The 24893-nt window shown below is 40.0% G+C and carries 28 protein-coding genes, 1 pseudogene and 1 riboswitch; of the genes and pseudogenes, 1 reads left to right on the top strand and 28 read right to left on the bottom strand.

The window, feature by feature from the left end:
* Nucleotides 1–10: 10 nt before the first annotated feature.
* The 18 genes from DESACI_RS22875 to DESACI_RS22790 form a co-directional block, all read right to left on the bottom strand.
* Complete coding sequence (locus tag DESACI_RS22875) at nucleotides 11–697, bottom strand: EAL domain-containing protein (RefSeq protein ID WP_014825134.1); 687 nt, start codon at nucleotides 695–697, stop codon at nucleotides 11–13.
* Entirely contained in the window at nucleotides 694–1836 is a 1143-nt protein-coding gene (locus DESACI_RS22870; RefSeq protein WP_014825133.1) for a CpaE/TadZ family protein, read from the bottom strand. Before DESACI_RS22870 ends, DESACI_RS22875 begins: the two co-directional genes overlap by 4 nt.
* A gap of 30 nt (nucleotides 1837–1866) precedes the next feature.
* Nucleotides 1867–2259, bottom strand: coding sequence for a hypothetical protein (locus DESACI_RS22865; RefSeq protein ID WP_427846759.1), 393 nt, complete (start codon nucleotides 2257–2259; stop codon nucleotides 1867–1869).
* Nucleotides 2260–2365: 106 nt separating this feature from the next.
* A complete protein-coding gene (locus DESACI_RS23340; RefSeq protein ID WP_014825131.1) occupies nucleotides 2366–3253 on the bottom strand; it encodes a pentapeptide repeat-containing protein in 888 nt (295 codons plus the stop codon).
* Nucleotides 3254–4080: 827 nt separating this feature from the next.
* A complete protein-coding gene (locus DESACI_RS22855) occupies nucleotides 4081–4977 on the bottom strand; it encodes a replication-relaxation family protein (protein ID WP_207643923.1) in 897 nt (298 codons plus the stop codon).
* Between the two features lie 7 nt (nucleotides 4978–4984).
* Nucleotides 4985–8125, bottom strand: coding sequence for a DNA translocase FtsK (locus DESACI_RS22850; RefSeq protein WP_014825129.1), 3141 nt, complete (start codon nucleotides 8123–8125; stop codon nucleotides 4985–4987).
* Nucleotides 8126–8139: 14 nt separating this feature from the next.
* Nucleotides 8140–9063 carry a transglycosylase SLT domain-containing protein gene (locus DESACI_RS23335; RefSeq protein ID WP_014825128.1) on the bottom strand — a complete coding sequence of 308 codons (924 nt, stop codon included), beginning with the start codon at nucleotides 9061–9063 and terminating at the stop codon, nucleotides 8140–8142.
* The gene (locus DESACI_RS22840) at nucleotides 9023–9277 is read right to left on the bottom strand and encodes a hypothetical protein (RefSeq protein ID WP_014825127.1); all 255 of its coding nucleotides are present in this window, start codon (nucleotides 9275–9277) and stop codon (nucleotides 9023–9025) included. The genes DESACI_RS23335 and DESACI_RS22840 overlap by 41 nt, the downstream gene beginning before the upstream one ends.
* Nucleotides 9278–9307: 30 nt before the next feature.
* Nucleotides 9308–11149 (bottom strand): VirB4 family type IV secretion system protein, encoded by a 1842-nt coding sequence (locus DESACI_RS22835; RefSeq protein WP_148271450.1) that lies wholly within the window; start codon nucleotides 11147–11149, stop codon nucleotides 9308–9310.
* Nucleotides 11150–11171: 22 nt separating this feature from the next.
* Nucleotides 11172–11813, bottom strand: a complete 642-nt coding sequence (locus DESACI_RS22830) for a hypothetical protein (protein ID WP_014825125.1) — start codon at nucleotides 11811–11813, stop codon at nucleotides 11172–11174.
* Nucleotides 11791–12153, bottom strand: a complete 363-nt coding sequence (locus DESACI_RS22825; RefSeq protein ID WP_014825124.1) for a hypothetical protein — start codon at nucleotides 12151–12153, stop codon at nucleotides 11791–11793. Before DESACI_RS22825 ends, DESACI_RS22830 begins: the two co-directional genes overlap by 23 nt.
* A 9-nt stretch (nucleotides 12154–12162) precedes the next feature.
* Nucleotides 12163–12426, bottom strand: a complete 264-nt coding sequence (locus DESACI_RS22820) for a hypothetical protein (protein WP_148271449.1) — start codon at nucleotides 12424–12426, stop codon at nucleotides 12163–12165.
* An 8-nt stretch (nucleotides 12427–12434) separates the two neighbouring features.
* Nucleotides 12435–13856: a hypothetical protein gene (locus DESACI_RS22815; protein ID WP_014825122.1), complete on the bottom strand. Its 1422-nt coding sequence runs from the start codon at nucleotides 13854–13856 to the stop codon at nucleotides 12435–12437.
* A 53-nt stretch (nucleotides 13857–13909) separates the two neighbouring features.
* Nucleotides 13910–14260 carry a hypothetical protein gene (locus DESACI_RS22810; protein WP_014825121.1) on the bottom strand — a complete coding sequence of 117 codons (351 nt, stop codon included), beginning with the start codon at nucleotides 14258–14260 and terminating at the stop codon, nucleotides 13910–13912.
* Nucleotides 14261–14539: 279 nt separating this feature from the next.
* A complete protein-coding gene (locus tag DESACI_RS22805; protein ID WP_014825120.1) occupies nucleotides 14540–14893 on the bottom strand; it encodes a hypothetical protein in 354 nt (117 codons plus the stop codon).
* Between the two features lie 68 nt (nucleotides 14894–14961).
* On the bottom strand, nucleotides 14962–15324 hold the full coding sequence (locus tag DESACI_RS22800) for an HU family DNA-binding protein (protein WP_014825119.1): 363 nt from the start codon (nucleotides 15322–15324) through the stop codon (nucleotides 14962–14964).
* A gap of 630 nt (nucleotides 15325–15954) precedes the next feature.
* Entirely contained in the window at nucleotides 15955–16314 is a 360-nt protein-coding gene (locus tag DESACI_RS22795) for a hypothetical protein (RefSeq protein ID WP_014825118.1), read from the bottom strand.
* Between the two features lie 228 nt (nucleotides 16315–16542).
* Nucleotides 16543–16935, bottom strand: coding sequence for a hypothetical protein (locus DESACI_RS22790; RefSeq protein WP_014825117.1), 393 nt, complete (start codon nucleotides 16933–16935; stop codon nucleotides 16543–16545).
* A 57-nt stretch (nucleotides 16936–16992) separates the two neighbouring features.
* A riboswitch (cyclic di-GMP riboswitch) is annotated at nucleotides 16993–17077 on the bottom strand.
* 359 nt (nucleotides 17078–17436) lie between these two features.
* On the opposite strand from DESACI_RS22790, the gene DESACI_RS22785 reads away from it, so the two are divergent.
* Nucleotides 17437–17643: a helix-turn-helix transcriptional regulator gene (locus tag DESACI_RS22785; RefSeq protein WP_014825116.1), complete on the top strand. Its 207-nt coding sequence runs from the start codon at nucleotides 17437–17439 to the stop codon at nucleotides 17641–17643.
* Between the two features lie 59 nt (nucleotides 17644–17702).
* On the opposite strand, the gene DESACI_RS22780 is transcribed toward DESACI_RS22785, so the two are convergent.
* The 10 genes and pseudogenes from DESACI_RS22780 to DESACI_RS22730 form a co-directional block, all read right to left on the bottom strand.
* A complete protein-coding gene (locus tag DESACI_RS22780) occupies nucleotides 17703–18377 on the bottom strand; it encodes a hypothetical protein (RefSeq protein ID WP_014825115.1) in 675 nt (224 codons plus the stop codon).
* A gap of 2 nt (nucleotides 18378–18379) precedes the next feature.
* Nucleotides 18380–18691 carry a hypothetical protein gene (locus DESACI_RS22775; protein ID WP_014825114.1) on the bottom strand — a complete coding sequence of 104 codons (312 nt, stop codon included), beginning with the start codon at nucleotides 18689–18691 and terminating at the stop codon, nucleotides 18380–18382.
* Nucleotides 18688–18891, bottom strand: a complete 204-nt coding sequence (locus DESACI_RS22770) for a YgiT-type zinc finger protein (RefSeq protein WP_014825113.1) — start codon at nucleotides 18889–18891, stop codon at nucleotides 18688–18690. The genes DESACI_RS22775 and DESACI_RS22770 overlap by 4 nt, the downstream gene beginning before the upstream one ends.
* A gap of 114 nt (nucleotides 18892–19005) precedes the next feature.
* Nucleotides 19006–19377: a DUF6075 family protein gene (locus DESACI_RS22765; protein WP_014825112.1), complete on the bottom strand. Its 372-nt coding sequence runs from the start codon at nucleotides 19375–19377 to the stop codon at nucleotides 19006–19008.
* 333 nt (nucleotides 19378–19710) lie between these two features.
* Nucleotides 19711–20604, bottom strand: a complete 894-nt coding sequence (locus tag DESACI_RS23330) for a hypothetical protein (RefSeq protein WP_014825111.1) — start codon at nucleotides 20602–20604, stop codon at nucleotides 19711–19713.
* A 73-nt stretch (nucleotides 20605–20677) separates the two neighbouring features.
* Complete coding sequence (locus tag DESACI_RS22755; protein WP_014825110.1) at nucleotides 20678–20866, bottom strand: hypothetical protein; 189 nt, start codon at nucleotides 20864–20866, stop codon at nucleotides 20678–20680.
* 101 nt (nucleotides 20867–20967) lie between these two features.
* Nucleotides 20968–21484, bottom strand: a pseudogene (locus tag DESACI_RS23950) (DUF932 domain-containing protein).
* An 857-nt stretch (nucleotides 21485–22341) separates the two neighbouring features.
* The gene (locus DESACI_RS22745; RefSeq protein ID WP_014825109.1) at nucleotides 22342–22572 is read right to left on the bottom strand and encodes a hypothetical protein; all 231 of its coding nucleotides are present in this window, start codon (nucleotides 22570–22572) and stop codon (nucleotides 22342–22344) included.
* 3 nt (nucleotides 22573–22575) lie between these two features.
* Nucleotides 22576–22956, bottom strand: coding sequence for a hypothetical protein (locus tag DESACI_RS22740; protein WP_014825108.1), 381 nt, complete (start codon nucleotides 22954–22956; stop codon nucleotides 22576–22578).
* A gap of 440 nt (nucleotides 22957–23396) precedes the next feature.
* The gene (locus tag DESACI_RS22730; protein ID WP_014825106.1) at nucleotides 23397–24791 is read right to left on the bottom strand and encodes a primase C-terminal domain-containing protein; all 1395 of its coding nucleotides are present in this window, start codon (nucleotides 24789–24791) and stop codon (nucleotides 23397–23399) included.
* Nucleotides 24792–24893: the final 102 nt, after the last annotated feature.

Here is a 24893-nt window from a genome sequence, read left to right as displayed (position 1 = left end):
CTCGCACTTCCTAATACAACAATTCTGGTTTTGCTAAGTAGTAACCTTGAGCTAAAGAAACGCCTAAAGTCTTGACCGACAATAAATGTTCAGCCGATTCAATTCCCTCGACAATGAGATTCGCTTTAACTCTACCGGCGTGGTCAATCAGTGACTTGATAAGGCTATTTCTTGCCATAAGATTAGGCGATTGGATCAAACTCTTATCTAATTTAATATAATCCGGCTGAATGAGGGCCAAAGCTTCCAGGTTAGCCGACCCTTTTCCTAAATCATCTAAAGCCAAGGCAAAACCAAAATCACGAAGTGATTGAACTGCTGGAAAGCGTATGGCGGCATCTTCTGTTATTTCCAAGACAACCTTGTCTTTAGGCAGCTCCCTCCAATCTTTAGGATTAGGAATACTTGGATGGACATTGATAAAAAGTGGATAGGGTACTACGTCTAACACATCAAGAACTTTGCTTAAAATCAAACGTTCCAATTGTCCAACCGTCCCGAACCGTTCTGCCGTTCGAAAAATTTGATCCGGAGCGAACTCATCCCATCTTGATAGAACCTCGTAACCAAAGACACTCATATCCGAGAGCTTTATTATCGGTTGGATTGCTAATTTCGTGGCAATTTTATCTTCCAGGATATCAAAGAGAGCAGACTCTAAAGGATCAATCGACGCTGCAAGGTTTATAAAAATCATCCTCCTTTTGAAAATTTTGATCGCAAGCGATTAATTATAGAATCCTCATTCAACGTAGTCCTAATGGACCAAAGATTACTCATAAGTGAATTTAGAGCATCCTTGTATTCTTCATCACCCGCAAAATATGGTGAAGTAGCAGAAATCTTCCCTTCTGTTACGGTTTCATATTGCGCCGGTATATACCCAAGAATTGGCCGATTCAGAATCTGAAGGATAGCATCTCTTTTCTGCGACCTGGATTGATAATAGGCATTCACCACATGATTCATCTTGGAGAAAGGCAAGGACACAGAACTAAAATCCGACTTATACCAAAAAGCAAACGGCTGAAGATCCAGAGTTGAACAAAGTAAGATCCTGCTGGAAACCTGCAAGGCTACAGAACCGACCTCATCAGGAAGCGAAGATGTGTCCAGCATGATAAAGTCAAAGTGATTACGCAAAGAATCAAGAAGAAATAAAAACTCATCCGGTGCAAGTTTTCTATTCGGTTGTCCGGGTACCACAAATAAGCCGGGAGCCATTTGAAAAAACTTGATTTTAGTACCGGTTTTAGCTAGCTCATAAGCTGCAGCAAGTGTAATTACTTCCGAACTCAAAGGATCTTTGACCCATAGCAGCAAGTCAGAATTATTGGTGGCATCGATCAGAAGAACCTTTGCTTTTGTTCTTGATAATGCAGCTGCGATAGCCAAGGAAAGAGACGTCTTGCCTGAGCTTGGTGGACCCCATATAGCAAGAGAATCTTTCCCGGAACCACTAAATAAAACCGGCAGATTTTCACGATGTGTAGTATCCCGTACGATATCCGGAGAATACCAATGCCTTGCCGGTGCTAAAACTTCCGGGATGTGAGCTGCATTAAAAGGAAAATACAGCTCGACATTGGCCTGCCGCAAAAGGAGCGCCGTTACAGATTTATTTTCTAAAACGAGAGTATCCGGAGCGAGAATTATTTTCCGGCCAAACCCCTCCAGCTGTTGAAAGATCATTATTTCTTCTTCAGATTTTGCATACCAAATAAACGTGTCGTTACTCGCTGGCGGCGGGATTTCTGTTGTAGGGACCGCCGTTATACCGGCTTGGCCAAAGGCTAAACAAAACGGCTCGGGAACCCGGTAAAAATAAATCGCCATAAAAAGACCTCCATCAGGAAAAGATTACGTTCATTGTGTAGGCTGCTGTAAAGTAATTGCTCTTGCAACTTCATCTAAAAATTCTCGGCTCCAATATTTCGTTTGAAATGGATATTTAAAAAAATGCAGCAATGTGCCGGCCCTCTGCGCTACCTCTGATAATCTTTCCGGAGTATGCTTCGAATCCATAATCAGCCAATGATAAGATAAGGAGGCTAAATCCTGGGCATTCTTATAAACCGTTTCCGGAAGATTGTCTAAAAGAAGAAGCCCTCCGTGATACTGGAAGGCTTGCTTTTTGGATTCTTTGAGAAGAGACAAGGAATACCACTTAAACCTAATATCCAAAAACGCCTGTAATTGCACAGGATGAGTTGCATCACAGAGCAGGGCAAATTGACCATAATCATCCAAGGCTAACACTCCTTTACCTAAAATAGAATGCGTGTATGTATGCATCTAGGAATCAGTGAATACATGAGTAAACCAACATACATATGAATGAATGTAGGAACTTACAATCATTTACCTATTCACTCGAAGCCACCCATTCCTCCGGAAATATGATCTTCCCTTTAAGGGCATGAACTGCCAAACAATCGTCTGTATCTGTTATACGAACTTCATCGAATAAATTTTTTTGTAAATTAACATAGTTGAAAACTTCTTCTGGTCCAAACAATGTAACTTTGGGATAATATTTACCTCCTACCGTTTCAAAGCAATAACCAAAAAACTTCTCCTTATCTTCAGTAGCCTTTTCTGAATCCTCATATGTTTCTTCGGGTTCCGAATCTTCATAGGGGTCTTCATCATCATAGGGATCATCAGGCCCAATGTCCTCACCTATCTCTTCTTGAAGTACCTCCACCGTAAGGTCAGTATCATTTTCTATACAATTATTAAATACCAGATTAACTCCTCTCGCTTCAGTAAAATCGCAACGGTTAAAAGTACATTTCTCGAAAAGTACATTGTCAAAAAAAGCCTTATAGAAATAAACACGATCAAATGTGACATTCAGAAACGTCACATTATCAAAGCATGCGTTTTCAAAATGACTGTTAGTTATAGTTAAATCCTTAATCACTATTTCACTGACTATCTCATAAATCATTGAATTCCTATCAGAAAAATACATCCCTGGACAACAAAGGTTTTCAAATTTCACAGGTTTTCCTTCATGACTTTCAAGAAACTTTTTAAACAATTCTCCCTGGCCGGATGGAAGAAAGAATAGCCACTTATACTTGTTGTCCGAAGACAACTCAGCCACTTTCCTGTTCAGAAGATCTCTTTCATTAGCCACTTCTTGAAGTCCGCCCTCAGTATGAATTAGCTTATCTCGTAATCGCTCTAATTCCTCTTTCAGCTCGTTACGCTCTTGACGCATGGTTATTCGATTAAATATATTCACGGACTCAGACCTCCTATGTGATTATAAGTACTCCACTCCCGTTGACAGAATGGGTAAAGCCTGGAGGATTTAGTCCGAAGGACCGAGGCGACTAGCCGAGTCCGAAAGGGTTTCTGCTTGCTCACTCAAATACGTAACCTGCCCCCGTCGTTCCTGCTCTCGTCGTTCCTGCTCTCGTCGTTCCTGCTCCCGTCGTTCCTGCCCCCGTCGTTCTTGCCCCCGTCGTTCCTACCCCTCGTCGTTCTTGCTCCCGTCGTTCTTGCCCCCGTCGTTCCTGCCCCCGTCGTTCCTGCCCCTGTCGTTCCTGCCCCCGTCGTTCCTGCCCCTGTCGTTCCTGCCCCTGTCGTTCCTGCCCCTGTCGTTCCTGCCCCTGTTCTCCTACCCCCTACCCCCGTTCTCCTACCCCCGTTCTCCTACCCCCGTCTTCCTACCCCCGTCTTCCTACCCCCGTCTTCCTACTGTTCTTGCTCATCTTTGTCCTGGGTTCTGGGTCTCCCCTTCGCCGCCCCCGTGATCTTGGTCACTGTTTTCTAATTGGTATATATTGGTATCTTATTACTGCCCGTCCCTCATCCTGCTTAAATTAGCGGTCGAGGAAGGGGGGTTCCAGTTGGCACAAGTGGAACCCCCCTTCCTCGACCGCCGCCCCCGTTGGATGAGGGATGGGCCGACCCCAGTCATACCAAGGGATTCAGCGTTTAAACGGGGGCGGCGAAGGGGTCCAACGCAAAATCTTAAATGTCCGTTCATTTATAAAAGACTTATCTTAAGAGGACTAAACTAAAAGGACATAACATAATCGGACTAATCATAAACGGACATGGCGGTCAACCGCCATGTTTAAGTAAAAAAGTAGCAGCATCCATTGGAGAAGCCTGAAAGTCGGTACTTGATCTATCGGGAACCCCAATAAACTTTATAAAGTCTAATAAAGCACTATCTTTCACAAGTAGTCGTGCAAGTGGTAGTAACGATCTTTCATCTCGATCAGGATAAGTATCACTTATACGTCCGACCATGACTACAAACTCTTTTCCTAAACGACCATCATTTTTGGCTATCAGCCGTAATGACCTCCAAACGTTCATTTTTTCACGAAAACGTCTTTGATTCGCTGAACGTTCTAATTCCAGGAGCCAAGTAATTTTTTCACCTTCCTGACTTGGCCAATCTAAAACTGCATCCGGATAATAAAATCGTGATTTTGAATCCGATAATTTTACATCAAGAGCAGCAATAGCTTCCCCTTCAAAAAACCACTCCCCCCCATTGCTTAAACAACGACTTCCAAATTCTGCTACCAAAATAGAATGCTGCATGGTCAACTGACTGGGAAGATGAATATTGGTTTCGTCAAACTTATCCTTTTTTAGCCGGTCCATGTAAATAGGTAATCGCGTATGCTCTAAAATCTGAACTCCCCTGGAAGTTACTGCCCAAATCCAGGGGAGACTTCCCATTTTCGCTTTAGCCCTGGGCCTTATCCGCGCTAGAAGACCATAATCCCACAGAGTGTTTAGTCTCCTTCTACAAGCCCGATCAGCGTCTTCACTCTTCCGATCAGTGTTTTGCCAAAAACATGCCGCAAGCTGCTGAGTCGTAATAAATCTAGCCCCCAATATCGTTGCAAGCATCTGTGCATCCCTAATCTGTAAATTTACAGGGGACTTGTCTTTATCCAATATGTTGATAATCGGAGTATTCGCGTTAGGACTATCAGACATATAAAGTTTAGGAATTAGCCAATTGTTCCATAGACTCGTGCTGAAGTTCATCGTCACTACCTACCTTGCTTGTTTTGGGTTTGACACTTTCACAACGTGATTGGAAATACGCGAGAGGATCAACTAACGTTTCTCTCTTAGCTTTCCATATAACCTTTTTAACTGCTGCCTTAACCGTTTCCTCCCCGTACTTTTCAACGCAACTTAAATAGTCTTTGTCAGTAATGCCAAGATGAGATAAATCATTAGTGTCGGATTGTATTATAGTTTCGCCTGACCCTTCAACTAATTCTGTTGAATGAGTTTCTTCGATTTTATCTGTTATCAAATCATTTTCTTGTCTTACTGCTTCAGGTGGGAAGTTTTCAAAGAAGATTTGGCGCGGTATGGCACCTTGATTGGGTCCAACAAAGCCGTGTTCTTCAAGTTTTTCCATAAGTTTAGTAGCTGCAGTATAACCAAGCTTTAATTTGCGCTGGAATAAGCTAATGCTGGCCATCTTCTCAACTCTAAGAATCTGGACAGCATCTGGAAGGAGATCGTTAATTTTATTGTCGTTATCATTAGGTTCTTGTTCTGAATTTTGTTGCGGTTCAAATGCTTGAGCTATCGATGTCGTTGCAACTCTCATGATCTCTCTCGTAGTGGCTGGTTTTGTGGTATGTGCTTTAGCATCAACTAACCATTCAGGAGGACAAGTCCCCCATGGTAATTTTGCATCTCTATCTTCTTCGGAAGTCTCTGGTAAAGGAATTGTCTCTCCAATAAACGCTGGTTTTGGTGCCCCGTTACTAAGAATACGGCATATAACTCTATAATCCGGAAGGTTGAATCGATCATCTGGACCAATACTTAGTTTATCTTGCATCTCAGCATCCGGTGAAATTAAGTTTGAGTAAATCCTCGCTAAAAGTTTCGCATAATCCTCAGTCTCCTCTATCTGATTAGATCTGAATATGAAGAGATTTTGGATCAGTTCTACCATGGACTCCCTCAGTTTTTCATTTTCAACTTGTTTAAGAAATTGTAGACCAACTGATGATTGTAAACCATAAGATCGACCTTCTGCCATAGCTACAGATATAGCTTCACAGACCATTCGGTGAATCTCATCCACAAGAACAGATGTTTTTAACAGCCCGGCCAAAGATCCATTACGTCTAATTGTATCCCATACCGCAGTAATCAAAAATGTACCAATGAGGTTGGACTCCATTTCATGGAGATATGCACCAGGTTCTAAGTTAACAATAAGAATACCCTTATCTCTGATCAGGCGACCAAGATCCAAGGATTTGCTTGGTGCTAAATTTTGCCTAACAATGTCATAGTCATTAAACTCATTCAACTTGTTGAGTGGTGCCGAAAGGTGTTCAACAATAGCCCTGGCGTTCTCTTCATAGTCGTTAGCTTTAGACCTTAGCCAATCGGAAAGAGGTCCGTTAACCATATCTGCATAACGGCCCCAAAGTGCCGGATTTTGGAGAAAAGAAACAACTGCCGAGAATCCTTCTGCTGCCTGGTTTGTGTCTAAAATAAAACGCATAGCGTGGCGAAGGTAATCTGATGAACGCGGCCCTATGGCCTCTTTTCCCCATCGTTGAATCATCCCATCGAGAATACCTGAAATTTGAACGTTCTTATCTACTTCCTGAAGAAATGGATTCCATCCCCAATCATTATTAGGTCTCGCAAGTTTCCACGTTGCTACCTTTCTTCCTTCTGGTACAAAATCTCTCATTTCATCAGCGAATAAACCTTTGGGATCAATAAGAATTACTGCTTTATCCTGTGTGAAATCATATTTGGCAACTTGCTTAAGGACGGTTGTTTTTCCTGTTCCTTGTTGTCCTATAACCAGGATGTTGTTTTTTCGGTCTTGTTCTAACAGTTCTATAGGTCCATAATCATCCTTTAGTGGAGTACAACCATTGGAATTCCTTGTTAAGCCTACTATGCCCGGAGCTCTGCGAATGGGGGACCTGGTTAATCCTTGAGCCCTAAGTCGAGCTGAAGGTAGCTGCCATATGGTCGATAAAAAAGTACCATTAAGAAAAAACCTCAGTGCGAAAGGCATGAAACCAGGCATCCCGGATTTAATGAGATTAAGAACCCATTTCTTTCTGACGATAACCATATGATAAAGCCATTGGTTTTCGGCATCTGATGATGATAGCGCACCCCAAAGCGATTTGAGATCATCCGTCGAAGGAGCAGCAATGCGGATATCTACTCTCCACCAGCTGCGGCCAGCCTGCTTTATAACACCCTGGAGTTGAGCCTGGTCTCCTATGCTCAAAGTCGGATCGGCACGATCGATACCAGCAAGGGCATTCAAGCTACGTTGGTGTTTACGCTGAATTTCCATTACTTTATCGGAATATCGATCCGGAAGAGGTTTTAATGCTAAGTCCAAAATAACCGGCTCATGAAAATTATCCATTTGGCTTAATAAATCTTCTGTTACTGAATCTGTATAATCCCGATAACTCCTGAATGCAAAAAGATCCGTTCGCTTGCGTGGACGCACCACGGCTACGACTGGTTGATCGGGAAAGACAATTGTAGAGTCATATGGCTCGACACGAACGGAGGTCCATGTTGCTTGAAGGCTTGCCGTAATATTTTGAAAGTATTTATCTGATGTACGTAATAGTAGAATTAACTCACCGTCTGGTTGTCTATAAAGCGCAAGGTTCATAAGATTATTTCCAAGGATATACCGAAGATAACGGGTACTCAGAATTTTCGCTGCAGTATCAAAAAAAGCCCCTACTTTTAGAGGGGTTGCTAGGTCATCCCTGGAAAGTAGAATACGGTAAGTCCTCATTTGTTTCCTTTGCCGTTGCCGCCAATAGAAACGCCAGATTAGATAAATTGTTAACAACGTTAGCATATAGGGAATCATCTTAATAACTGCATGTAAATATGGTATGTTCAAAGAACCTATACTCATTGTAGGAATATGTGGATGAAAAGGCGGTAAAGGCTTGCTGTTCATTAATGATTGAACAAAAAGGAATGTATTAAACTTAGGATCTAAGTAATGGGGTAAAAACACAAGCAAAAAAAATAAAGCAATAATAATTAAATACTTTTTCTCTTGATGATCCAAAAAAGGACTATGCGGTTTTGGTAAATCCGACAAAACTTTACCCCCCTTTATTTAAGATAAAGTGATGTTTCATCTCCCCCTGATGAAGTAATAAGGACACTATCATTTGTAGATAACTCAAATCCCAAAGTATCAACATGATAAACAAGCGATTCTTTAGGTAATCCTGCAATATCACCTGATTGAGGATAAACTGTGACAGGGCCAAAGCTCCCATGGGAACCTTTTATTGTGACATTTATAGAGGATGGATTATCCTCTCCTATTCGATCTCCCTTTATAACGATTGTTGTAGAATGTACCCCACCACCATTGTCAATCGCATACATCGTCCTTGTTTGAGTTTGATAAGTTGCCTCACCTACCGATAATGTCAAAGAATTACTGTCAAACTGAACAAGATGAGCTAACAAAGGATTAATATCTAACATATTATAAATATTAGTTACTCGTTCAAAATAAGTTGGGTTGTATTTCATTCCATTCTCTGGAGTTCCACCATTATAAGCGTACAAGGCAGCACCAATATCATGATATTTTTCATAATTGGCTCCTAAAATTTGTGTTCCTACTGTGATATTTCTAACTGCATCATATGGATTGTCTGAAAGTCCATATGCAGGCCAGTTATTTGAATTGATTTGACATAAACCAGCATCGATTGTTCCATCGCTATTCTGATTTGAGGCTAACCAATTCCCTTTACTTTCCCATGCTATATCCGATATAACCCATAAAGGAGGAAGCCCATGAGCTTGACTTTGAGCGTTAATTATTGGCAAATACGCCATAGTATTCCCAATATTATCAGTAGGATCTGTTGAATCGCTAGAATTACCTCCAAAAATGACTACTACAAGAATGATAAGGCTAAATAGGAGTACAAAAGGAAGTGTAAGGATGATTCCTATGAGCTTGCCAATAGGAATATTATCTGACGACAGTTCCTTCACTCCCTCTTCGATATTCACTGTCTAGATCAATTATCATTGGATTTACTGATTTATTTTCTTCCTGGCAAGACTCAAGTCTTAATTGATCCTTACAAAAACAGTTCATTCCCCTCCCTGCTTTAGCGACAATAGCCCAGTTTTGATTATCACGAGGTTCAAATTTATGAAACATAACCTCTTTATCTCCACTTGATAACCCTCCACATCCTAGAAAAACACCATCATTACCCATCCTTTTCATCCTCTCTTTAATAAAACCTAATTAGTCCTCCTCAGCATCATCATCCGTTTTTACCGCCGCCTCTAATTCTGGCGGGAAGAACGATTTAAAATGAAATACTTGTCCATCCTCTAATAAACAAAGAATATGACCAACCGGAAAATTAGCTGCCGGTACCAATAGTTGAGGGTCAATCCCCACGTTTAAAGCTGCCTCTCTCAAATCAACAGCCGGTTGGCTTAAGAAAAACTTAGCAGAAGAGTTATTCCAGATAGGCCGCGTATTCTCATGCAAGGCATCCATGGCACTCTGCGATATTGCCGTAACACCAACATGAGCTTTCCGGGCTTCACGATATTCCCGAACAACCCACATTGACATTACCGGATCATTAAAAAGATTATGTGCCTCATCAATAAATAAAGATTTCTCCTTGATGTTTCTATAAGCCCCAAAGAGAGTTATGCAATAGTCCATAACAATAGCATAGGCAGCTCGTGCAAAGGGGCCAGGAACCGACACCAAATGATTAATACCAAATCCTACTACAGGATTATTAACGTTAATCGTAGTTTGGCCGTCAAACATATTACTGGTGCCGCCTTCAATATACGGTTCCAATGCCTCTGCAAATTCCGAAAATCCCTTATTAATAAATTCTTTGTGAAGATCCGATAATATCGGCCATTTGTGGTTCGGTACCCATTTTATACCGTACAATTCATCCTCTTCCGAGTGGTAAACTGATGCCCAATTATCCTTCGTAAAACCACAATGCCCATACACAGAAATAAGACACTTCTCTATTCTGGCCTCGGCCACAGCATCATTCGTTGAAATCCCTAAAAACGTTTTAATAATTGGCTTCAAAATACTGATTCTCAGAGCTAACGGTCTTCCTTTGGCTTGAGTAGGGTCTTTTTTCTTTCGTAATTGCCTTGGATCAGGAGGAATTACAAAAGGATTTATTTTAACGTCAACCCCTGCGCCAAGCGTCATATAATTGCCGTCTAATTGATTAACAATAGTTCGATACTCTTCACTTGGAGAAGGATCAAGATAAATCAAAGGTCGCCCTAGTATATGTTCTTGAGGGGAATATTCTTTGATAAATAGACTTTTTCCAGCTCCCGAATCCGCAGATACATACCAATGTTGATTTTTATGTTTCCAACGGTTAATTGAGAAGGGATTTTTTGTCCTTTGATTAATTCCTAGGGGAATACCGCCTTCCTCAAAGTGATCTAAATTTGTAAATGGAAAAAGAGAAGCTAAAGAATTCGTCTCTAAAAGCCTCATGGCAAAAAGAGGTCTGCCACCAGGCATACCTCCGCGATACGTGTCTGCTTGTTCCCAATCAGGAGATATCATTTCGGCCGATTTTTCTCTCGCTTTTCTCTTGACTTCTGCTTTAACAGAAGGAAGTTTAGAACGTTCAACATCTTGAGTATAAGTGAGCAAACTTACTGAGACCCTAAAAAATTTAGTAGCTCCTCTATTAACAGCTTCACGAAGATTTTCTGCGTCTTGAATCCGTCTTTCTAATTCCGGATCTCCCACACCTTTCTTTTTACTTTCTCTATAAGATGAATTTTGAAGCCTTATTGATTTTCCTAACTGTTTAAGCGTTTCAGTCGTCTGCTGTGGAACTGCCTGAATTACCAAAGAAGAAGAATGTTCCGGTAAAAGTTGATCTGTAAATCCCGGCACCCCCATTGGAGGCCAAAACCCTAATTCAAACGGTTGGATGATATTATCGCCTATTTCAATATCATTAGGATTTATGCTTACACCATCTACTACAAACGGATCTCCCCGACGACTTAAAGGCAAATTGGTTTTTACTTCATACTTCGATTCTTTTGCTTTTTTAAAGTTTCGCAAAAGATTAACGCGGGATATCAAGTTAATCCACCTCCCAAGGTAACTTCTTATCTGCTTCAACTTGCGGTCTCCGCATTTCCCCAATGGCCAAAAAGGAAAGAAATGCGGCAAGGTCGTCTCCTTCTAACCTTTCACCACCTAAGCGAAGTTCTGAGGCTGCCTGAGAAATATTGCTAATAGCACTGTCCAAAATAGAAAAGGCATCCAGTTCTCCCAATGTTTCGTTTTTCTTTCGATTTTTTGATTTCGGCGGTCTTACAGTGACAACAATCCCACCCCATCGCTGAAACAAATTTCCTTTAAATAGATCCGAATAATAGTTATACCACCACCAAGCTACATCAGAAGTATTCAATCGCCCTGCATTAGCCTGTGTTTCCGCAGCACGATTATAGCGGTCAATAAGTTCTTTAAAATCTGATGGATATTGCAACAAAACAAATTGAAGAGTCAGTGAAGGATCAGGATCACCGGCGAACGTTCCATTTAAAAGTGTTGCAAAGTTTACTATCAGCTTAGCTGCTTGATCCTCAGACAAAGAATGAGATGGATAAAGCGCCGCATTAACGACGCTTGTCCATGAATTTGGGCCAGTTTGATATACATCCGATCTCGATGTTGGAGACAATTGAATAAATTTATTACCGTAAGTCTTTTTTGCCAACCCTCACCAACTCCATATATTCTTTTTCCGTAGAATACCAGGTAGATCTATATTGTTTTTTTAACAAAAACTGATAATTCAGTCTGGCTAAAAGTCGCTGCCATCCTCTCCGAGCATTCACAGGTGTTTTCCACACCAGCCAGTAGGATGCGATAACTCCCGGGAGCGCAAATAGAACAGCAATTTTGGGACTTCCCGTATGAAGACGCAAAAACAAAATTCCTGGTGAAATTAACACCAGGAAAGCAACTAAATCATTCATTTCAACACTCGCCGGGAGTCCAGGAAGAATCGGAGCTTTGGAAGCATCCGAAGGAATAGGAACAGGAGGTAATTTCATTAATTTTTCCTACCTCCTTTTACCAAAATAAAAATCTTTCAGATGTTGAGGACCTGTAAAATGTTCTGTCTCTTTCTTACCAAAATAATGATCATTTAAGTGAGCTGGACCAACAACTTTTGTACCACCTTGTACAATAAGTTCTGTTGGCGATAAACGAATGACATTAGAATCTACCCCTTCGTCAACTCGACCATAACGAAGAGATTCGTCCCCATAACTAGAATAGCCACTTTGATAATCTTCCCAGTCTTTATCCTTGAAGCCCATCATATTACCCCCTATTTCTTAATATACGGATTAGGGATACTTGAAGACCTTAAAACAGGGCTAGTGGAAGTAGAAGAACTTGCTTCAGTAGAATTATTAGTTTGATTTGTTTCATATTCTCTACCATAACCAAAAGACCGGTAGGTATCAGAAACATTCTGAAACGCATTATCTAATATCTTTGTATCAACTGTAGAAATATTACGTGCAGCTCTTGTAAAGTCTGTCGTAGCTGAACGTGTTAATCCTTTAGCCGCCAAATACGAAGGATTTTGGTTTATGGCAATTTCATTTGCTATTGCTGAACCAACTCTAGCTTGTGCAGTATACGGATTCTGAGCCATTGCCTTCTCACTTAATGCCTGTGCTTCTCCTATTTGATTAATTATACCTTGACTTTCCATTCTTCCCAAGACCCTATTTGCTTCATTTGCAACTTGCAAAGCCCTACCAGCCTTGGAAAATTCCCCAAATCCCAATTCACCGGCAAATTGTTTGGCTGCCAGCTGCATTCCGGGCGGTACTACGTTAGCCCCCAAACTCTTCCCTACAAACATTCCCATACCGGCTGCAAGTGCAGAATGATCCGACGTAACTTGATATCCGTTAATCATGCCCCTCAAATATGTATGGGCTTTGGTACTGAGGAAGAGAATGACAACACCTGTCGCAAAATTGATAATCGCCATATCAGGAGAGTCAAAAATATTGGGATTCCATATATCAGTACCCGCCTGATTACCCCCACCAGTCATTACAAAAAACCCAAGGTAAACAAACAAGGCCATAATGGATTGTGAAAAAATAACACTTCCCATTTCTTGAATTAACCAACTTATACTAACCATTCTTTTGTTGAATACAGGCAACATAAATGCTACAGGAGTAAGCACAATCATACCGGCTAACTCACCATTACGACGCAGCCAAACAACAATAGCTATAATGACCGCTATTAAAAAGACTACAGCAAATACAACCAGTCCCATTAAAGGACCTAAATTTGAGGCTGTCACTACTAGAACTGTAGGCAACGTCCAAGCTCCAGCTGTACTTGGAGAGATATTGTTAAATTCTCCGATGATCGCACTTACAATCATATTGTTAAGTGGGACAAGGACATCCATAAAAACATACCAGCCGAAATAGCCCATAACAATAGCGATAAAGGCTCGACCTACAATATCTTGGACTGAATCATCATTATAAGCAGTTAGTCCGGAACCAGACAGCTTGATAAAAGCCCATATGCTACCAACTGTAACAAACGTGACCGATACATTCGCAACTTTATCGTAAATTTGATGCAGACTTTGGGGCAATTGAGCCGGAGCCAATATTAAGTTTGTCAACACCCAAGATACGAAATGAAAAAATGGGTTTAAAATCGCCGACGAAATTTGATAAATAAGTGTTGCGATGATTGAAAGCAATGGTTTACCTCCTTTCGAGGAAAGGCTTATTGCCCTTCCTCTTCAGGTTCGTATTAATGGCCTAATGGTGATGTAAAAATACTTATGATACTTCCACCCAGAAAAGCAGAAACGGTCCCTTTTAGAGCCCTTTTTTGCCATTTTTTCGCTGTTTCCTGGGCTTCCACTTCATCAGCATGTGAATGCCAAATAGACGCAGCAATCCATGCGGCTCCACCAACAGGCGTTGCAATAGTCAAAAGCTTACTGCCTAATTGATTACCATAATTAACAATATCACTGGCACCATCAGCCAGGGCTAAACATGGTGTTGACAATAAATATCCAGCCACAAAGGCCGCAACATATAAGGAAACTTCGCTTAACAATCGACCAAAACGCTTTCTAAATTGAGCCTTCTTCATTAAGAATCTCCCTTTCATGTATACTTTTATTTAATAAAAAGCTTTCCTCCTTCTTGAATTGCTTTAAATACTTGTGGAAGTGATTCCAACATCCTTTGAATAACATCGGGCTTCAAATGAAATAGAACCTCAAAAAACACTACTACAAGAAGCGCAATAATTTATAACACCACCTCTTTCAAAGAACTTAAAAAAGTTTCAAATATCACCTCCCTAATAAAGTTAAATAAAGGCATTCATTAAGAACAAATTGTCCTAATGAATGCCTTGTAGCAAGCGTTATAGGCAAGGAAAACGCAAACCATGTTTGTCATTTATTCTTGCATTTTCCCTACTTGCTCTACTTTCAGTTAAACGCTGCCCTCCTATTCTTTTCGCCCATGCATCATTGCATTTCGCTAAACCACTCAGCTTAGCAGCTTTAAAAGGCACTTGAGGCATCGGGGAATCTCGGCCAGTAAAGATGGGATCTCTATAATCAATATATTTCTGTTTTGGCTTAACTACCGATACATTATGCTTACTCGCTAAATTACGAATATGACCAGGAGTTTTTCTATAGGTCTTAGCTACTTCATCTACAGAGCAGCCGGCTTTCAAGTCACGTAAAATAAAAAAAGTCTCCCCATTCACAATAACCCCTCCCCTTTGGGCTTTTACCCAAAGGGAAAAAAAACCCCCGCTGCAGAAGCAGCGGGGGTTTAATCCTGACTTTCTTTTTCTTTAATTAGGCGCTCTATAAGCATCGGTGCACGAGGATCTTCATTAATCAATGCTTTCCAAGGTTTCGAAAAAAAAGCCACAGCTCTTAATTTTGGTTCAATTATAAATTCTGAATCAGACAATTTCGTAGTTAGGCGTTGAGGATCAGTACGTGTAATACTAGCATATACATATCCCATTGCACCTGGTAGAGGTATCTTTTTACCATCCATAAATCCGTTCTTCGCTATTTGCTCATAAGCATCTAAAAACTTACGGACCTCATTAATAGTAAAGCCTGTGACCTCGGCGATATCGGATATTAATTGAGATTGTTGAAGGGCACGAGGCCTTTTTGCCATGCTTTATCCTCCAAATATTCTGAATTTATTTCTGCGTTTCTATATTAGGATATCACGAAAATATATGTTAGCCAATAAAAAACACCTCCGCTTGAGAGGCATATTGTGGAATATTATGTCGAAAACTATTATAACTAACCTTTCCGGACATGCCAAATGGGGCGGCTGCTAATAGTCAGACGTCCACCGTTCTTAAGACATAAGTATTTTAAAATTCGTTTAGATTTAACTGACGAAATTTCAGAAGTCTCAATAAACTGTCAAAAGCAATAATCAATTGATTACCAGTCATTAATACCTCCTTTAAATCATCCAATTTATGTAAATTAAACATATTACTTATAATATTACTTATAATATCATTATAATATATGTAATATGTTTATTCAAGACTTTTCAAAAAAATAGCGTGCAAAACAATTCAATAACAATATCGCTAGTGGAATGAATGCTAAGAAGTTATTAGAAACTCTTCGTTGAATCGGATTATCCGATAGACCATAATAGTAATACCACCTTGTATTAACAAGGTGGTAATTCTGATAAAAGGGTAACCGTCCTATCTATAGTATCCCGTAAAAAACTGTGAGTATATTTATCGAAAAAACCCCATCGTCTTTTCGATGGGGTTTACTCTTTGAATTCCTCTAGTAAGGTTTCTATTAATTTAATGGTTCTAGGATCATTATGTATCAGTTTTTTCCACGGATCTGAAAATGTTGCCATTGTCTTAACTTTCGGGAGAAACTGTACTTCACCATTAATTAACGGGGAATTTTGAATCCTTGGTTTACTAGTAGTTAAAGTAGGATAAATATAACCAGCTCCACCTGGTAAGGGAACTTCCTTATTATTAAGAAATTCATTGCCTGCAACTTTGTACCAGGTTTTAAATATCTTACGAATTGTAGCTATAGGTATCTCACTTTCTTTAGCTATATCCGATACCATTTGGGCCTCTGTATAAACTTTACGTGATTTTTTTGTCATTCAGAAAGCTCTCCATTATATCGATTAATCAAAGAATTAATTAAATATAGTAATATTATAACCATTAACACATCTAAAATGATATATCTTTTTGAAAAGAACAAGATATATTTTTGTCGAAATCAGTGAAAAAATGCTAGAAATAGAAGAAAGTGTCCTTTAAATATTCGGACACTTGATGACATGCGAAAATAATTGGCTTTTGCCAATCATGATAAATGTATAAATTTATTGGCCTATTAAAGATTTAAGGCCATATTTTATTTGAATCCTCTTACCTTCGGTTACGGAGGATCTTTTATTTCCTTGGTTAAGTTGCCATGTCATATTTAAGGAGCTAAGAGGCCCGAACTTGCCAGCAGCTATAGGGACTCTTAGAAGTGCAATATCATTGCTTCCACATTTAAATAATTTAACCTTTTCGTACCGCCTAGCATCAAGTGTTTGTTTTCTGCGTTTTTTTTCATCTTCACTTAGAAGTTTGCGTTTAGGTAATCCAATTCCATGTCGCGTAGCTAATTTATGTACCGAACTTTCTCTCTTATTAAATTTTTTTGCAGTCTCTTCTATAGATGCACCATTTTCTAGATCACGTAATATTAAACACGTTTGACCATTCACACAGCATCCCTCCAATAAAGTAAGGAGTGGGTGCCAATGCATAAAATATTAGTTCCTTTTGGCAACCCGACTATCTTAGCATAAAAACCTTAGACTCGTAGTTTTGCGTCCTTATCTTTCGATAAGTTTGCCCTTTTCAATTCTTTGAACTTAAGTCAAAATTCAATTTTTCATTATATATAGTATATTATAATTATATCCTATTGTATATAGTTGATAGTATTTTTTGTGAACCATATTCATTTTGCAGTTTTTGCGACAATATTATAAATTAATTGGACCTAGATATTTTGTGACAAATCCCCCTGTTGAAACAGGGGGACTTAGTATTCCTTTATTATTTTAATACTCGGAAGGGACAATATTTTGTTTATCACTCTCGGCAATATCAGGACCATTATAATTCTCGCATTATTATTCGTCAACTATTATTCGCTATTTTTCGTGTATTTATCCTTATAAAATAATATCCAAAATAGTTGAAATAATGGATGGTGTAATTTGATTAATAATATTAAAGATATAAGAACAAAAAAAGGTAAAACGCAAGAAGAACTCGCGAGACAGCTAAATATCTCCTTGCGTTCTTACCAGTATATAGAAAATTCCAAACAACTTCCAAATGTACTTACTGCTTTAAAATTAGCTAAATTATTAAATACACGAGCTGAAAATTTATACACGATAGAACAGTGTGATTGGATTTAACAACATAGCCAAATAATTTTAACTACTTAACCTTCCTCAAAATATAAAAGTGCCTTATTTCAAAAAGCACTTTTACTTATATCAATAGAATTTAAGTAATCTTGAAATTCCTGTGGTTGCTCAAAGAAAACGTCCTTGCTCATATTCAAAGCATCACTTACAAGTTCAAGAACCTTTTCTATATTACCTCCAGCGCCCCTTTCGATGAACGCATACTGTGAATAACTTACTAAAGGTCTCTCATCAATAACAATATATTTATTATAAAAATCTTGTTGAGAACCTATTAAATTTCTCAGAGTTCTAAGGTTTTTAGCAGCTCTTTTATAGTCCTTAAAAACCGATTCTTTTAAATATCCACCTTCAATAAGAGCCGGCTCCACATAACGACGGATTGCCTCTTGAGTAAAAATCGAACGGTTAATCTTCTTAATACCCTTCCGTTTCTCATTGCTAATAACCTCATCAACCTGATTCGTCAAATCCGGATTCATATTTAATTCGAATCTTCGCTGCTTTTGATTTTCTGTAGCAACTAATCCTGTTTCGCTTTCTTTATCGTAAACAGGATTTACACTTATAGAAAAGTCACCGCTGGACAGCATTGACCCCCATATATCCTCGATAATCTTGTAAACATCTTTGTCATTGGCAGCTGCATACTGAACAATCGCGTCTTTTAGTTGCTTTGAATGCAACGAAATAGGAACTCGTACAAATATACTTTTGGCCACAATTATTCACGCCCTTGCTCAAGATCATTAACTAACTGTTTCGCCTCAACGTAGAGCTTTAGCCTCTGTTCTTTTAGATCCGGATCTTTTTCCCTCTGAAAATCCATGTAAGCTTCTCTCTTGAATTTTTTAAGTTCTTTCAGCCTTTTCTCAAAAACACGTTTCGGCTCTAAAATATCTGCAATTTCCTCGTCCAACTTTAAAAGCTGTGCTTCAGAAATTTTTACTTCAAAAACACTTTCGTTGAGTTTCACAGACAATATTATACCATTCGCATTGTTAAGCGAAAGATCTTCTGCAACCGGTACAGTCATCCTAACTCACTCCAGTCAACCTCTTTTTTGTGCTTTAGGCGATTTACATACCCCATCATTTTTTTAAGATCATCTTCAGCCACGTAGATTTCTCCGCAACCACAACGCTGAACAGGAACATTCGTTATTATACAGTCCTTTAGAGGATAACTGGTCCTTGCAGAAACTAATGAATTCGACCGGCAGCTTGGGCATTCCATAAATTGGCCTCCCTTCTATGCCATATTATAACATTGTGTAAACTATATAACAACGCGTTTAAAACTTCAATAAGGATATGAAAACCAGGTCTTCAAGGACCTGGTGACTTACATTTAAATAAACCATCGTAATTTTAGCGCAAAGATGGACGTTCGCTTTAATTTCTCATCCATTGAGTATGATCGATCCATTGTATCAACTATGCTGCCGTCTTCTTTGACCCACGAATTACCGGCCCACAAACTAAATGCCCAATACAAGGCAGCATAGTGACCACTTCCAAAATCGGTATCAAAGATTTTTTGCCATCTAATTTCGCGTCGTTCGGGTTCGACGTGTACCATAGCCTTAGCGCGTAACTCAGCGTCAGAGGTAATAATGTAAATGGGGGCTATCCATTCCTGATCCGTTTGCAATTTACCAGGACAAAGTGAAATAAAAGCCTTCTCGTGTTCTTGGTCATTAAACACTTTTGCATTACTCATAATTATCCCTCCTAATCTGTGCTTACTCTTTCTAAGCTATAACATTCCCGACGAATACCATTAAACACATCGACTAGATTCCAATACCTTTGAACTTTTTGCGACTCGTTAAGCTCTTTAGAAAGCATCACTCTGGAAATACATTCTTCCAAAAATAGCGTTTATACGGGCTGCTTTAGAATCAATTTCATAAACTGGAAGAGAAAGATCATTAAAACCAGCATCTATACTTAACGCTCGAAACAATTTGTTCATTATTCAGTGCTATAAATTGACTATCATTCATGTGAGATATGCCAAGGTGATTAATCATCCACAGTCCCCCTAAAACCCTTACTTACGAACTCGAACTAAGTGACCTTCCCCAATATAAATAGCTTCATCCCCACTATGAATCGAGACTTTACTCTTAGGGTCAAAGCTCCACTCATAACGACCGTTAATCCAACCATCACCAAACTTTACCTGGATGGCACTACCGGCATGAACCGGCACGCCCTGAACATAATGCCTATAGTTTCCCGGTCCCTCATGGCCGAGAATAATATTTCCTTCCACCCAACCCTCCGGAAGCGACGTTTCCTGAACCATTGGATCTTTCTCCTTAGTCCAAGTACGGCACTTTAAATTCATATCACCGGGAATAGGTTCAACCCAATCCGCCGCATAATAATCCCTACCAACCCAGTTAGATAACTGCTCTTTTGAAAAAAGAATCCGGACATTATCCATATAAGGAGCTCGCTCATACTCATTATTTGCTGTATGCCATCGTTCAATCTGATAGGCCCAAACAGCAGTTATAAAATCGTCCACACTCATATAGTTGACTACAGGCAAAGACTTAGCAAACTGCGCTCTCTTTTTCCCAACAGCTCCCTCTGTCAAATCTTCCTCCATCCGATCCTCATGACGATAATCACGATAAAGCAGGAACATGCACAAGTGATAAGAGAATATATTGATTTTGCCGGACATATGTTGATCAATTATGTATTTTAGTAAAAAGAGTCTGTCAGACTTCTTTTCCCTATCGAATCCTAAACTATAATCACGAAGCAAGCTTTTAAAAAAGGCAATCGGATAAATATATTCATCGTTTTTTTCATAACGAAAACTCTTCCGTACAATAACCGGCCAAACCGTTCCATAATAATTTCTTTTAGAGTTGACTTCTTCTAAAACTTTATCCAATTGAGCGATTCTATCCTCAATGACCATTTCCATCTTTAAACCTCCTTTGTGAATACATTATAGCATTTACAAGTGTCAAAATTCTGAAACAAAAGCTCAAAACTTCTTAAAACCCGGAACGCCTAAAAGCAAGCTTACAAAACGTTGTAAGAGATTCCGAAACCTGGGCAGCTGTCCGGTATTTTTTTATTTGAAGAGCCCTATCCAGCTCAAATTGATAAACCCTGATCTCATTTTTAAGCTCCTCAAGAGTCATTATTCTAGGATCTTTATAATACAGAACTTTCCCTTTCATCCAAACCCCTTCTTTCCCTGTACTCAACAAGAACTGGGCTAAAGATAACACTTTCCTCCCAGGAGGGGTCCGGGGCGTTAGCCCCGGACTTTACTGTCTATTTATGATTTCAATTTAGCCATTTCATCAGCCAAAATCCATAAAGCTCTATTTAACTTGACGTTGTTATCAATAGATTGTACAGGCCGTGTCGTAACTCTTTTACCTGACGCAGCTCTACCACGTTGCCCCCCTCTCATCAAATTTTCTTGTACTACGTTAAAATTCGTCCAAAGGTCCTTTTTATCGTCTTCATAACGCTTCGGAACAAGGAGCTGCCGAGACTGAATCGGCTTCTTGGGCCATGATTTGTGACATCTGGCGAAACCGTATCATATGCTTGGTAAACTCGCTTTTACCTTCAATTCGGCTTTTCGACTGACACGCAAAGAACGGCATGAACCCTTCGGATCTCAACCCCTCAACAACCTGTATCGTAGGAATATAAGCATATCTCTGCGACCTGGAAACGTGCTTATCTACCGCAAAAATACTTGGAGCTACCCTAATAAGTTGATCATTTGTCAAAGGCTTATCCTGGTTGATCCTCGTCACATTACCAAACTTTGTAGCTAACATTTAAAAATTCCTCCTTTATTCGTTTGAATCTAATACTATTATAATATTGTGTACATAATTTGTCAATAGTTTAAAGGCATAAAAAAATATATTTTCTTCAAACCCCGACCCAAACAAATGTTTACATCTTGCATCTCCGAGCCGGTCGTTTCCCCCGGCCAGGGTCGGACCAGTATTACGCATACATCAAGCCGGGATATAAATTTGAGCGACCCCATAGAATCGCTCCTTTATGCTCCCGGCTGCTGAACAGTCCGTCTTGAAGTAGACAGGGTCCCCGTGTGGTAAAATGAACCGCCGGTGAGGGGCGCAGACCCCATATTGTCACACCTTAGCAGAGCCCCTCACCGGTGATTAACCCCAAATACACGGGGTGGCTACTTCAAGATTGCCCTGGCCCCTGCAAAGCCCTACTTGATCGTTCTTTTCCCACAACCATTTCCCCAATATGCGGTCTGCAACGATTAGGAGCTGTCCGCATTTTAATTCGTAGCCGCAATCTTTCTGCCATACCCGCTAGGAACAATGGTTGTGGCTACACCTTTTTCAAAAGCACACTACTCCTTCCTACACGCCCTCTCTCCCATCCCCTTATAAGCGATATACGTCTGCAGGAGCCTGAATACTACGCCCCAAAGATAAGCATCAACCTTTCAGCTGCAGCCCTATGAGATTTCATCCAGGATACTACGACATAAACATCCGATAGACAAGCAAAAATAATACCCATGTGCAACAACACATGAGTAACATCCCTAATACAGAATGGGTAAAGCCTGGAGGATTTAGTCCGTAGGACCGAGGCGAATAGCCGAGTCCGGAAGGGTTTCTGCTTCCTCACTCAAAGGAATAAAGCGTTACTTCCCCTCAAGCCTATACATAAGATCCTGCTCATTACCAAGGTACCTCTCAGTAAAATCTTCTAAAGCCATAGTATTCAAATCATCCGGAGTAATCCGGTACCCATTCGTAAGCAAAAAATTAATACGTTTACAAAGACTCATAAAATCCCAAAAGACATCATTGGGAAGATCCAACTTTACAGTCGTTTGAGACTTATAAAAAATAAGATGTGGTCGAGCTTTCATATCCTAACCACGCTCCCAGGAACGAACAATCACCAGCTGGTCCCGATCCGGATACTTAGACATAATACGCTTAACGATATCCTCATCATCAAGAGCAGCTGCTATAAGATCACATAGAGTTTCGTTCAAAGACGGACCAGAAGAATCTATCCCCTTACAATTCAGATTTAAATCAAAAACCCTACCCCAAAGAACTTTTATCACACGTAATGGATACTGATGTTTCTCACCAGCGTTTTTAACCTTAACAATACTCTTAGAATCTAAAACAACCGAATTACTGACCGGACGATTACCTGATAATTCAACAGCCGGCAAAGGCTCAGTCTTAACCTTTCTTTGTATCTGCCCTAACGTTCGAAAACGCCTAACAGCACCCCCCACGGTAAAAACCTCCCACCTGATATCATGAAATCATAGTCATTTTTATGCCCAAAAAAGGACAAACATGATTAATTCCATAAAAAGGAGGAAAAGATAACAATAGAGATTAAATACACAAGGAAGGAAAACCATGAACACTAAAACAAAGTGCGAGATCAAAAAAAGACTTGAAGAAATGGGAGAACCCACTGATGAGCAAATAAAAATACTCTCAGAACGGATCAAAAGACACAAAGAAACCTATGGAACACTTAACTATCAAGGATGCTTTCAAAGGCTAACAAACCTCTTCCGGAAACCCCTCTCTCTCAAAAAATAATAACCAACCAAAAATAAAGCTAAATAACCCGATATCATGATATCAATAATCACCTAAAATCCCGCTAGGGGAGAGGAAAACTAAAAGAAAAGCCTGAAAGCAGAGAAACCCCTTCTATCGATTAACTTCCCCGGAAAGAACCGTCGGTGCTGTCGTCATTTGGCTTACGCCAAACTCCTCCAGACCCACTGATCATGTTTTTGGGAAACAATAACGAAGAATCGCAACAAGAGGAAGTACCCGCAAGACCCCCCTTCCCCAGGGATGGACAAGTACCCCCTAGGGATGAATGGGCTTTATGCACTATTGGTAGTCCCTTAGAAAAGTCCTCAGAACCCACCGCAACTTGATACTGAGACTCTTCTAAGGACTTCAAAAAAGCATCGGAAAGACAATATGAAGATGAAGCATACCGCCCATGGCCAACGGTGGCAGTGACTATACCCTCCTCACGAAGGGCAGCAAGCATAAGTTTAAAAGAACGCAAAGCAACTCCTAAACGAGAAGACCACGCTCTTTGTGTCTCAGCAACCGTACCATACCGCAAAAGATCCGAAATGATATCATCTTTAACTTCAAAAAGATGATCTCGGCGACGATTACGAGGTTTTGCCCATTTGTACCAACCTTTTATACGAGCAGAAAGTCCCGTAATAGATTCTAGGACTCGTGAAGATGCATGATGTCTTCCACTCATAACCGAACGAAAAATAGTTTCAATATCGGATAAAGGCAACGGCTCTTTAATGGCTCTATTCCAAGAATGGAGCTTATTACGAATATCAGAGGCCAAGATACCGGCATCATAAAGACAAAGCCCTAAACCATAGGCCCATTTATTCCGGCAGCCTCGTTCAGCAGCTGCATCTTGAATACGTTTACCTGCCGGTGTTGCAAGAACGGTACCCACAAAGACCACTTTCTTAGGCGCAGAAGCAGCCCTAGAAGGTCGTTGAGCATCATACCAGGTGCATAATTCATCCCATGAGGTTCGAGAATAATGATCATAATAAACAATGTTTTCTTCGGAAGGTCTACGGACCCAACGTTCCGGCCCAATAGCGTTAAGGTCTGCCCCTAGAGCTTTAACCATTGCTTCATGGACCTTATATTCCTTGGCCAAGAGAAGTTCATGTTTTATACGCAAAGGAACGTCAAAAACATTCCACGCTTGATAGTGACCAGGTGTGGCCGTAGCGATAATCAATTCCGGTAAAGGCAAGTGTGCAGTGTAGTAACGACCTAATATATCATCAAACGTTGTTCCTGGTTCACTATCAAAGTCACAGACAATGGCCATAACATGACGAACGTATCTCCTCTGTCTACGACGGCCAAAAAACGTTGAAGACGTTATGTAAGTCTTCTCACTTTCTAGTAGATCCGGAAGCGTCCAAACGAGACGAGCGTCAGATTTAACATCTGCAGAGAATAAAACGCCGGTATCCTTGTGTAATTTTTCAATTTTATAGCGACTTATAAACGGTAAAACAGGATCAAAAATCTCATGCAGCATTAAACCACTCCTTTCCGGGAAAAATAAAAAGGATTCAAACGCAAATACGTCTAAATCCTTAAACTTCCAGAAAAAAATAGCTTAAATACAGTAAAGTAACCC

Source organism: Desulfosporosinus acidiphilus SJ4 (assembly GCF_000255115.2).
GTDB classification, from domain to species: Bacteria; Bacillota; Desulfitobacteriia; order Desulfitobacteriales; family Desulfitobacteriaceae; genus Desulfosporosinus; species Desulfosporosinus acidiphilus.
Note: the sequence above shows the minus strand (reverse complement) of the source record. Positions and strands in the feature narration are given on the sequence as shown.

What these genes read in the sequence shown, in the direction of transcription:
- DESACI_RS22770 (WP_014825113.1), bottom strand. Translation starts at nt 18,891, where the DNA reads ATGGAATGCCCAAGCTGCCGGTCGAATTCATTAGTTTCTGCAAGGACC.
- DESACI_RS23330 (WP_014825111.1), bottom strand. Translation starts at nt 20,604, where the DNA reads ATGGAAATGGTCATTGAGGATAGAATCGCTCAATTGGATAAAGTTTTA.
- DESACI_RS22810 (WP_014825121.1), bottom strand. Translation starts at nt 14,260, where the DNA reads ATGAAGAAGGCTCAATTTAGAAAGCGTTTTGGTCGATTGTTAAGCGAA.
- DESACI_RS22765 (WP_014825112.1), bottom strand. Translation starts at nt 19,377, where the DNA reads ATGAGTAATGCAAAAGTGTTTAATGACCAAGAACACGAGAAGGCTTTT.
- DESACI_RS22825 (WP_014825124.1), bottom strand. Translation starts at nt 12,153, where the DNA reads ATGAAATTACCTCCTGTTCCTATTCCTTCGGATGCTTCCAAAGCTCCG.
- DESACI_RS22870 (WP_014825133.1), bottom strand. Translation starts at nt 1,836, where the DNA reads ATGGCGATTTATTTTTACCGGGTTCCCGAGCCGTTTTGTTTAGCCTTT.
- DESACI_RS22755 (WP_014825110.1), bottom strand. Translation starts at nt 20,866, where the DNA reads ATGAAAGGGAAAGTTCTGTATTATAAAGATCCTAGAATAATGACTCTT.
- DESACI_RS22730 (WP_014825106.1), bottom strand. Translation starts at nt 24,791, where the DNA reads ATGCTGCATGAGATTTTTGATCCTGTTTTACCGTTTATAAGTCGCTAT.
- DESACI_RS22800 (WP_014825119.1), bottom strand. Translation starts at nt 15,324, where the DNA reads ATGGCAAAAAGGCCTCGTGCCCTTCAACAATCTCAATTAATATCCGAT.
- DESACI_RS22855 (WP_207643923.1), bottom strand. Translation starts at nt 4,977, where the DNA reads ATGTCTGATAGTCCTAACGCGAATACTCCGATTATCAACATATTGGAT.
- DESACI_RS22775 (WP_014825114.1), bottom strand. Translation starts at nt 18,691, where the DNA reads ATGACTGTACCGGTTGCAGAAGATCTTTCGCTTAACAATGCGAATGGT.
- DESACI_RS22795 (WP_014825118.1), bottom strand. Translation starts at nt 16,314, where the DNA reads ATGACAAAAAAATCACGTAAAGTTTATACAGAGGCCCAAATGGTATCG.
- DESACI_RS22840 (WP_014825127.1), bottom strand. Translation starts at nt 9,277, where the DNA reads ATGGGTAATGATGGTGTTTTTCTAGGATGTGGAGGGTTATCAAGTGGA.
- DESACI_RS22820 (WP_148271449.1), bottom strand. Translation starts at nt 12,426, where the DNA reads ATGATGGGCTTCAAGGATAAAGACTGGGAAGATTATCAAAGTGGCTAT.
- DESACI_RS22745 (WP_014825109.1), bottom strand. Translation starts at nt 22,572, where the DNA reads ATGAAAGCTCGACCACATCTTATTTTTTATAAGTCTCAAACGACTGTA.
- DESACI_RS22875 (WP_014825134.1), bottom strand. Translation starts at nt 697, where the DNA reads ATGATTTTTATAAACCTTGCAGCGTCGATTGATCCTTTAGAGTCTGCT.